Source organism: Mesorhizobium sp. M7A.F.Ca.CA.002.15.2.1 (genome assembly GCF_003998715.1).
Lineage (GTDB): Bacteria > Pseudomonadota > Alphaproteobacteria > Rhizobiales > Rhizobiaceae > Mesorhizobium > Mesorhizobium ciceri.
Genome location: NZ_RZPI01000227.1, coordinates 1 through 7,649 on the forward strand (window position 1 = coordinate 1; position 7,649 = coordinate 7,649).

Consider the following 7,649-nt stretch of genomic DNA (forward strand, 5'->3'; position numbering starts at 1 on the left):
CAGAATGCGCGCGAAGCGCTCGGACGCCGGCTGGCTGAAACCTCCACCCAGGGACGCCTGCTTGCCGGTTTCGCCGAGACATTCGGCCTGCCGAAGCCGCCAGTGCGCATCGAGGTCTACGACAATTCGCACATCATGGGCACCAATGCCGTCGGCGCCATGGTCGTTGCCGGACCGGAGGGGTTCGTGAAGAACCAGTACCGGAAATTCAACATCCGCTCGACCGAGATCACGCCTGGCGACGATTTCGGCATGATGCGCGAGGTGATGGAACGGCGGTTTTCGCGGTTGCTCAAGGAGCATGGCGATGTCCCGGCTGGGGATGCAGCCGACGGTTCGGCAGACGATATGGAGGACGATATCTCCGGCAGCTTCCCGGCCTGGCCCGATGTCATCCTGATCGACGGTGGCCAGGGCCAGATGACCGCGGTGCGCAAGATCCTCGCCGATCTCGGCATCGAGGACCGCGTGGTTGCCATCGGCATCGCCAAGGGCCAGGACCGCGATGCCGGCCGCGAGCGGTTCTTCGTCAAAGGCAGGGACTCGTTTTCCCTACCGGTCCGCGACCCCGTGCTCTATTTCGTCCAGCGGCTGCGCGATGAGGTTCACCGTTTCGCGATCGGCTCGCATCGGGCTCGCCGCAAGAAGGAAATGGTCAAGAGCCCACTTGATGAGATCAGCGGCATCGGTCCCGGCCGCAAGCGGGCATTGCTGCTGGCATTCGGCACCGCCAAGGCGGTCAGCCGCGCGGCCATCGAGGATCTGCGGAAAGTCGACGGGATTTCCGAGCAGGTGGCGAAACTGGTCTACAATCACTTCCACGAGAGTTGAAAAATCTGGCACTTTCATCTGGCCTGTCGAATCTGGCCTGTTGACCCCCCACATTCGCTTCTGATTTGAGTAGGCAGGCAGAAAGAGTTTCCCGGATATGGCCAAGCGCGCGTTCAACCTGCCCAACATGCTCACCTACGCCCGCATCGTCGCGGTGCCGATGGTGGTGCTGTGCTTTTTTCTCGAAGGACATCTGAAGTCGAGCGACTTTGCCCGGTGGTCGGCGCTGATCATCTTCCTGCTCGCCTCGATCACCGATTATCTGGATGGCTATCTGGCGCGCGCCTGGCAACAGACCTCCAACATCGGCAAGATGCTCGACCCGATCGCTGACAAGCTGCTGGTCGCCACCTGCCTGCTGCTGCTGGCTGCGGACACCGATCGCCATGCGGGCATTGCCGGCTGGTCGTTGTGGGCGGCGATCATCATCCTGTGCCGCGAAATCCTCGTCTCGGGCCTGCGCGAATATCTGGCGGCGCTGAAAGTCTCGGTGCCGGTGACGCAGCTGGCAAAATGGAAGACCGCCATCCAGATGGTCGCCATAGCGTTCCTCTTGGCCGGACCGGCCGGCGACAAGATCTTTCCGCTGACCACCCAGACCGGGCTGGTGCTGCTGTGGATCGCGGCGTTGGTCACACTCTACACCGGCTACGACTATTTCCGCGCCGGCCTCAAGCACATCATGGACGAGTGAGATGACGACCCGGCTCATCTATTTTGCCTGGGTGCGCGAGCGCATCGGCATGCCCGAGGAAGACGTCGACTTGCCGGCTGGCATCGAGACGGTCGCCGATCTCCTGCGCTGGCTGAAATCGCGCGGCGAGGGCTACGAGCACGCGCTGCAATATCCTGACGTCATCCGTGTCGCTATCAACCAGGAGCATGTCGAGCACCGCGAGAAGATCGCGGGCGCCCGCGAAATCGCGCTGTTCCCGCCGATGACCGGGGGCTGAAATGACCGGCGGGATCATACCTGTCGTGCGCATTCAGCGCCAAGATTTTGACGTCGCGGCCGAAATCGCCAGACTGACGCAAGGCCGCGCCGATATCGGCGCCGTGGTGAGCTTCTCAGGCCTTTGCCGCGACGAGCAGGGCGCGCTCTCAGCGCTCGAGCTCGAACACTATCCCGGTATGGCCGAAGCAGAAATCGCCCGCATCGCTGCTGAAGCGGTCGAGCGTTGGCCGTTGCAGGGGCTCACCGCCATCCACCGCCACGGGAAGATCGCGCCCGGCGAGAGCATCGTGCTGGTGGTGGCAGCCTCCGCGCACCGCCATGCGGCGTTCGAGGCGGCGAATTTTCTCATGGACTATCTCAAATCGCGCGCGCCCTTCTGGAAGAAGGAGCATCGGGCTGACGGCTCGGAGGGTGGCTGGGTCGAGGCCAAGGAAGCCGATGCAACGGCCGCGCAACGCTGGAAAGCGTCCGAATAAGATCCGCCGCAGCCATGCATTGACCGCAATCCTTTGGCCAATTGGCGGAATTGGTCAGCCTGGGCATTGGCAACCCGTGGCATTGGCAGCCCAGGGCATTGGCAGCCCGGGGTGAGGGAGATGGTCATGCTGGACAGGATCGCGGAGTTCTTCATCTTCGGTTTCGTGCCTCTGGTCGTCGGCATATTGGCCGTTCCTGAGCAGTCTGTTGCCGCCGAAAAGGCAGTGAGAGGCGAAGTGATCTATCGCGAGCGCATTGCCTTGCCGCCCAGTGCCGTGCTCTCTGTGCAACTTGCCGATGTGTCGCTGGCCGATGCGCCGGCCACCATTATCGGCGAGCAGAAAGTGAAGCCGACCGGCCAGGTGCCGATCAGCTTCGAGATCAAATTCGACCCTTCCGTCATCCGGTCGCAGATGACTTACGCGTTGCAAGCCCGCATCACCGTCGACGACAAGCTCCTGTTCATCTCCGATATGCGCCATCAGGTCGATCCGCTGACCGACGTGCCGCAGACCATCATGCTGAAGATGGTCGCCCCGAACGCCGAGCCGACGGTTTCGGTCTTCGACCAGCTCTGGCTGGTCGACTATGTCGACGGCATCGGTGTCATCGCTGCCCCGCAAGCGACATTCAGGGTCAGCGAGGCCGGCAAGGCGGGCGGCAGCGGCCCCTGCAACACCTATTTCGCCACCGCCAAGGTCAATGGGCAAACGATCGTGATCGGAGACATCGGTTCGACCTACAAGGCCTGTGCGCCAGAGGTGATGGCCGAGGAAAAGGCGCTGTTCGATGCGCTGGCCAAGGCGGCGTCATACCGCGTCGAGGCCGGCAAGCTCATCATATCAGGCAAGGATGGCCGCGAGATCCTGCGCTTTAGCGCGGCGAGCTGACCCCCAACGAAAAAGGCCGGCGAAACGCCGGCCTTCTTTTTACGGAATCCAAGGTCTGGATCGTCGGCTCAGCCGACGATCTCGGTGTCCGAGAACCAGTACTTGATCTCTTCTGCCGCGGTCTCCGGTGCGTCGGAGCCGTGCACGGAGTTTTCGCCGATCGACAGCGCATGAACCTTGCGGATGGTGCCTTCGGCGGCGTTGGCCGGGTTCGTGGCGCCCATCACTTCGCGGTTCCTGGCAATGGCGTTCTCGCCTTCCAGCACCTGGACGACGGTCGGTGCCGACGACATGAATTCAACCAATTCGCCGAAGAAAGGACGGTCCTTGTGGACGGCATAGAAGCCTTCCGCTTCGCGGCGGCTCATCCAGACCCGGCGCGAGGCGATGACACGCAGGCCTGCCTCTTCCAGCATCCTGGTGATGGCGCCGGTGAGATTGCGCCGGGTTGCGTCCGGCTTGATCATGGAAAATGTGCGTTCGAGCGCCATGGGTCGTCCTTGTCTGAGAATGGAATTGAGAGTGGCGGGCTCTATACAAGCCGCCCGGCCCATTGCCAAGGGCCCCCGATCAGACGGCTGCACAGCAACGCTTTGCTTGCTATAGTCGCGTGCCGGCGCCGCGCTGAGGTCGGGCCGTATGGAGACAACATGACCATGACAGACGATCGTCAGGAACGCATTCGCAACCGTGCGCACCAGATCTGGCTGCAAGAGGGCCAGCCGGCTGGACATCATGAGCGCCATTGGCATCAGGCGGCGGCGGATGTCGACCAGGAGGACGCCACGGACAAGTCGGCAGCCAAAAAGCCAACCAAGAAGGCAGCTGGCGCCGCCAAGCCAAAAGCCGCCCCCAAGGAGGCAAAGGCTGCCACGAAGGCCGGCAAGCCAAAGAAGGCGGCCAAGTAAGTTACTGCTTTACGGCGTCAAGCCGCGGCGGCGACCTTTCGCCCCAGCCCGCCATGCAGGTCGAGGCAGCGGGCGAACCACTGCGCCACCACGTCGCCGTCGTCGAGCAATTGGTAGGGCGAGGCTATGCGCGCCCATTGCAAGGCGCCGAAGACGATATAGTCGCCAAACAGCGGCGCCGCGCCGCCGATGAACGGCTGATAGAAGAGCATCGAGCGCAATGGCTCCAGCGAGGCTCTGAAAGTGCCGAGCCCGGCCTCCCTGGCGGCCGTCACCTCCTCCAGCCTCTTGCCAAGACGCTGCTCCCGGCTTTGGCGGAAATAGACGGCGTTTTCCGCGTCCTGCATGGCATGAAGGTCCATGATGGCCGCGGTGGTCACGTAGGGATGAATGGTCACTTGCGACCAGCGTTCGATGAAGCGCGCCATCGCCTCGCCGCCTTCACCGCCAAACAGCGTCGGCCGGTCCGGATAGGCTTCATCGAGATAGAGCGCGATGGCGAAAGAATCCGCGAGGACTGTCTCGCCGTCGCGGATCACCGGAACGGTTTTCGAAACGCCGCCCTCGACAGCGGGCACCTCGAGAAAGCGCGTCGGTACGGTTGATATGTCGAGCCCCTTGTGGGCAAGCGCCATCGCCACCTTCCAGCAATGCGGGCTGAACGGACGTGTGCTGTCGCGTCCGACGAGATCATAAAGCAGAATGGTCATTGGCGGCGGCTCCCGTGCGGGTTAGGTAGGCCCCGCATCGACGCGAGCCGAGGGAAGCCATGAGACAGCATTTCATGATGTTTGCGGCCTATAATCAATGGGCCAACGGTCGCATCTATGATGCCGCCGCCGAACTCGATGATGAGGAATTCAACCGCGATGTCGGCGCCTTCTTCGGCTCGATGATGGGCACGCTCAACCACCTTTTGACTGCCGACCGCATCTGGATGAAGCGCTTCACCGGGGAGGGCGACGCGCCGACGACACTGGACGCTATCCTGCATCGGGGGTTGACCGGCCTGCGGGCGGCGCGTGAAGCCGAGGACAGGCGGATCATCGATTGGGTCGGCGGCCTCAATGACAAGGCGTTGACGGGCCGGTTCACCTACATGACCGTCTCGGACATGCGCATTCGCAAAGGCTGGCGCCGGCGCTGGACCATGTCTTCAACCACCAGACCCACCATCGCGGCCAGGCGCATACGATCTTGACCATCCTGGGACGGCCAAGCCTGGGGTTGGACCTGATGCTTTTCCAGCGGACCGAGGAGGGCAGGGCTTTCGCCTGATCCGGTGGCGTTTGCGTAGTCAGTCCGAAGGTTGTGCCGGCCGTCGCTGCATTTTGTGCTGCAGCATCGTCTTTGCATCAGTAGGCACCGGATGGATTCAGGCAGCCGTCGAAGCCTCGCCCCTGATTTCGTTGTCCAACTGGGACTGGGTCAGGGCCGCTTCCGCCATGACCCACTGCTTGAACAACTGGACCTTGCGTGCGGCAAGGCCTTTCAGCGGAGAGACAAAATACCAGCCAGCCGTGTTCGGATGATGGACGGCGAAGGGAGCCACCAGCCTTTCGGCGCGGATGTCGCTGGCCATATAGGCACGGTTGGCCACCGCAAAGCCCATCCCGGAATTGGCTGCCTCGTAGGACATCATGCACGAGTCGAAATAGATGCTCTTGGTCTCGCTGAGCACGAAGCTGGCGCCGGCGAAACCAAGCCAGGACTGCCAATTCTGGGTGCAGGTGTCGGAATGCAGCAGGGTGAAGTGCTTGAGGTCGTCCGGTGTCACCTTCGACAGCCGCTTGTCGCCGAGGACTTCGTGGAACAGCTTGCGGCTGCACACCGGTGTCAGGTCTTCGCGAAACAGCAGATCGGACTGCAGCCCGTGAAAGTGACCGTCGCCATAACGGATTTCGAGATCGAATTCCGAGGCCGTGAACTCATGCGTCGCGTACGAAGTCGAGACCCGCATCACGATATCGGGATATTGCTGCTGGAACAGCGGCAGGCGCGGAAACAGCCAGCGTGCCGCAAAGGTCGGCAGCACCGATATTTTTAGCACATGCTCCTGCGATTGTCCGGTCGCTTCCATGCTGGCGGCCACGATTCGCTCCAGCGCCTCGCGAACGCGCGAGACATAGGTCTCGCCCTCCGGCGTCAACGACACCGCATTGCCGCCGCGCTGGAAAATCTTGAAACGAAGCTGATCCTCCAGGCTTTTCACGCGCTGGCTGACCGCTGAAGCGGTAATAAACTGTTCTTCACCGGCGCGCGTGAAATTCCCGTGCCGCGCAGCACTTTCGACGATTTTCAGCGAATTGAGGTTGACCTGACTGAGCAGACGCACGGTTTCGACCTTAAGCTTGGCTTACACTAGCACCAGCATTCCTAATTTTACAGGGGTGGGTGAATTAATCGACTGTTTACCAAGTGTTGCCCCCATCCTGGAGAAGTACAATGAACGCCCACACCATTCCCGAACTGCGTTATGCGATGAGCCGCGAAGCCATTATCGGCCATGAAACCGCCTGGAAAGTGTCGAGTTTCGGTGTCGCGCAATATCTGCACGGCTATGACCCGGCACTGCTTGCCGCGATCGAGGAGGCTGCCCTGAAGCTCAAGGCCAGCCATGCCGTGCACAAGCACCTCGATCTGACCTTCATCACCGGGGCCGACCGTTACATCCCCGAGATCAGGGAATTGCTGCATGACAAGCTGCGCCTGGAGCGGCTGTCCGACATGATGGGCACCAAGCTGGAGCCCTATCCGCTGTCGATCGTCGGCTCGACGGTCACCTTCATGAATCCAGGGACGGCGCCGTGGAGTGGCATTGCGATGGCGTTCCGGTCACCGAGCTCATTCCGCTGTCGATCAGCAATCCGCTGGTCGGCGGCCACCTCGAAATCTATTGCGACGACTCCGAAACCGGCCGCGCCATTCTCGAATCCGGCCGCGAGATCCCGCGCAACAGTGTCATGCGCATCGATCACAAGATGAACTACGCGACGCTCGGCCAGTTCCTGGGCGTCCTGCATCGCACCGCGCCGATCCGGTTCGGCGAGCGCGTCACGCTGGTGCTCAACCAGCGCTCGGTGGCCAAACCCTATGTCGACGACAACAGAATGTTCTATCTCGCCGCCGACAATGACCACGACCGTGAGTGGGTCAGCGAACTGGCCGAAGATGTCTGGACCAACCAGCTCCCGGCCTACCGTCGGTTCGAGGCGGAGCATCCCGTGCCCGCCGCCGTCGATGCTCCGGTTCCGGGCGGAGCCAGGGAATCATGATAGTGAACCATGATCCCGAAAAGTCGGAACCGGTTTTCGGACAGGATCATGGTCGAACAGCAAAATAGAATCCCATGCCGATTGTTTCGGCAGGGATCCGGCTCGATATCCGCGTTGGTCTTCGCTGCCGGTGCGGTGGCGTTGTGGTCCACCAATGCCCTGGTCGGCAAATCCCTGCTGACCGGCCACCCGGTGTCGCAGGTCCAGTTCCTGCAATTTGCAGGCGCTGCACTCGTCTTCGCCGCCATCCGATTGATGAGCCGGGCCATCCGATTGATGAGCCGGGAAAGAGTAGCACCGGTCACGGCCGGGG

Annotated in this window: 11 protein-coding genes and 2 pseudogenes; 10 read left to right on the forward strand and 3 right to left on the reverse strand. The window is 61.9% G+C overall.

The features are described from left to right. From ENZ74_RS14780 to ENZ74_RS14800, 5 genes are all read left to right on the forward strand, one after another. Positions 1-831: helix-hairpin-helix domain-containing protein (locus ENZ74_RS14780; protein WP_245470957.1), on the forward strand; the 831-nt coding region annotated here is incomplete at its 5' end. Between the two features lie 97 nt (positions 832-928). Then, on the forward strand, positions 929-1,525 hold the full coding sequence (pgsA, locus tag ENZ74_RS14785) for a CDP-diacylglycerol--glycerol-3-phosphate 3-phosphatidyltransferase (RefSeq protein ID WP_013532480.1): 597 nt from the start codon (positions 929-931) through the stop codon (positions 1,523-1,525). A gap of 1 nt (position 1,526) precedes the next feature. Beyond that, positions 1,527-1,784 carry a molybdopterin converting factor subunit 1 gene (gene moaD, locus ENZ74_RS14790; RefSeq protein ID WP_013532479.1) on the forward strand — a complete coding sequence of 86 codons (258 nt, stop codon included), beginning with the start codon at positions 1,527-1,529 and terminating at the stop codon, positions 1,782-1,784. Between the two features lies 1 nt (position 1,785). After that, positions 1,786-2,262: a molybdenum cofactor biosynthesis protein MoaE gene (locus ENZ74_RS14795; RefSeq protein WP_013532478.1), complete on the forward strand. Its 477-nt coding sequence runs from the start codon at positions 1,786-1,788 to the stop codon at positions 2,260-2,262. Positions 2,263-2,388: 126 nt separating this feature from the next. Then, positions 2,389-3,153, forward strand: a complete 765-nt coding sequence (locus tag ENZ74_RS14800) for a YbaY family lipoprotein (protein WP_013532477.1) — start codon at positions 2,389-2,391, stop codon at positions 3,151-3,153. 68 nt (positions 3,154-3,221) lie between these two features. Here ENZ74_RS14800 and ndk read toward each other — a convergent pair whose 3' ends face one another. Continuing rightward, positions 3,222-3,644, reverse strand: a complete 423-nt coding sequence (ndk, locus tag ENZ74_RS14805; RefSeq protein WP_013532476.1) for a nucleoside-diphosphate kinase — start codon at positions 3,642-3,644, stop codon at positions 3,222-3,224. Positions 3,645-3,803: 159 nt separating this feature from the next. Between ndk and ENZ74_RS14810 the strand changes: the two genes are divergently transcribed. Beyond that, a complete protein-coding gene (locus ENZ74_RS14810) occupies positions 3,804-4,061 on the forward strand; it encodes a DUF2934 domain-containing protein (RefSeq protein ID WP_013532475.1) in 258 nt (85 codons plus the stop codon). 17 nt (positions 4,062-4,078) lie between these two features. Here the strand turns inward: ENZ74_RS14810 and ENZ74_RS14815 are convergent, their stop codons facing one another. Beyond that, entirely contained in the window at positions 4,079-4,771 is a 693-nt protein-coding gene (locus ENZ74_RS14815; RefSeq protein WP_013532474.1) for a glutathione S-transferase family protein, read from the reverse strand. 59 nt (positions 4,772-4,830) lie between these two features. On the opposite strand from ENZ74_RS14815, the pseudogene ENZ74_RS14820 reads away from it, so the two are divergent. Further along, a pseudogene (locus tag ENZ74_RS14820) lies at positions 4,831-5,339 on the forward strand (DinB family protein). 97 nt (positions 5,340-5,436) lie between these two features. On the opposite strand, the gene ENZ74_RS14825 reads toward ENZ74_RS14820, so the two are convergent. Further along, entirely contained in the window at positions 5,437-6,396 is a 960-nt protein-coding gene (locus tag ENZ74_RS14825) for a LysR substrate-binding domain-containing protein (protein WP_013532472.1), read from the reverse strand. A 110-nt stretch (positions 6,397-6,506) separates the two neighbouring features. Here ENZ74_RS14825 and ENZ74_RS14830 point away from each other — a divergent pair, with 110 nt between their 5' ends. The 3 genes and pseudogenes from ENZ74_RS14830 to ENZ74_RS14840 form a co-directional block, all read left to right on the forward strand. After that, positions 6,507-7,046, forward strand: coding sequence for a hypothetical protein (locus ENZ74_RS14830; protein ID WP_013532471.1), 540 nt, complete (start codon positions 6,507-6,509; stop codon positions 7,044-7,046). Further along, positions 7,025-7,336 (forward strand): hypothetical protein, encoded by a 312-nt coding sequence (locus ENZ74_RS35120; RefSeq protein WP_244514285.1) that lies wholly within the window; start codon positions 7,025-7,027, stop codon positions 7,334-7,336. Before ENZ74_RS14830 ends, ENZ74_RS35120 begins: the two co-directional genes overlap by 22 nt. 48 nt (positions 7,337-7,384) lie before the next feature. Beyond that, positions 7,385-7,649 (forward strand): annotated as a pseudogene (locus ENZ74_RS14840) (EamA/RhaT family transporter); the annotation flags it as partial.

Excerpts from the sequence above, each read along its gene's own strand:
- ENZ74_RS14800 (WP_013532477.1), top strand. The coding sequence starts at position 2,389 with ATGCTGGACAGGATCGCGGAGTTCTTCATCTTCGGTTTCGTGCCTCTG.
- ENZ74_RS14795 (WP_013532478.1), top strand. The coding sequence starts at position 1,786 with ATGACCGGCGGGATCATACCTGTCGTGCGCATTCAGCGCCAAGATTTT.
- ENZ74_RS14810 (WP_013532475.1), top strand. The coding sequence starts at position 3,804 with ATGACCATGACAGACGATCGTCAGGAACGCATTCGCAACCGTGCGCAC.
- ndk (WP_013532476.1), bottom strand. The coding sequence starts at position 3,644 with ATGGCGCTCGAACGCACATTTTCCATGATCAAGCCGGACGCAACCCGG.
- ENZ74_RS14815 (WP_013532474.1), bottom strand. The coding sequence starts at position 4,771 with ATGACCATTCTGCTTTATGATCTCGTCGGACGCGACAGCACACGTCCG.
- ENZ74_RS14830 (WP_013532471.1), top strand. The coding sequence starts at position 6,507 with ATGAACGCCCACACCATTCCCGAACTGCGTTATGCGATGAGCCGCGAA.
- pgsA (WP_013532480.1), top strand. The coding sequence starts at position 929 with ATGGCCAAGCGCGCGTTCAACCTGCCCAACATGCTCACCTACGCCCGC.
- moaD (WP_013532479.1), top strand. The coding sequence starts at position 1,527 with ATGACGACCCGGCTCATCTATTTTGCCTGGGTGCGCGAGCGCATCGGC.
- ENZ74_RS35120 (WP_244514285.1), top strand. The coding sequence starts at position 7,025 with ATGCGCATCGATCACAAGATGAACTACGCGACGCTCGGCCAGTTCCTG.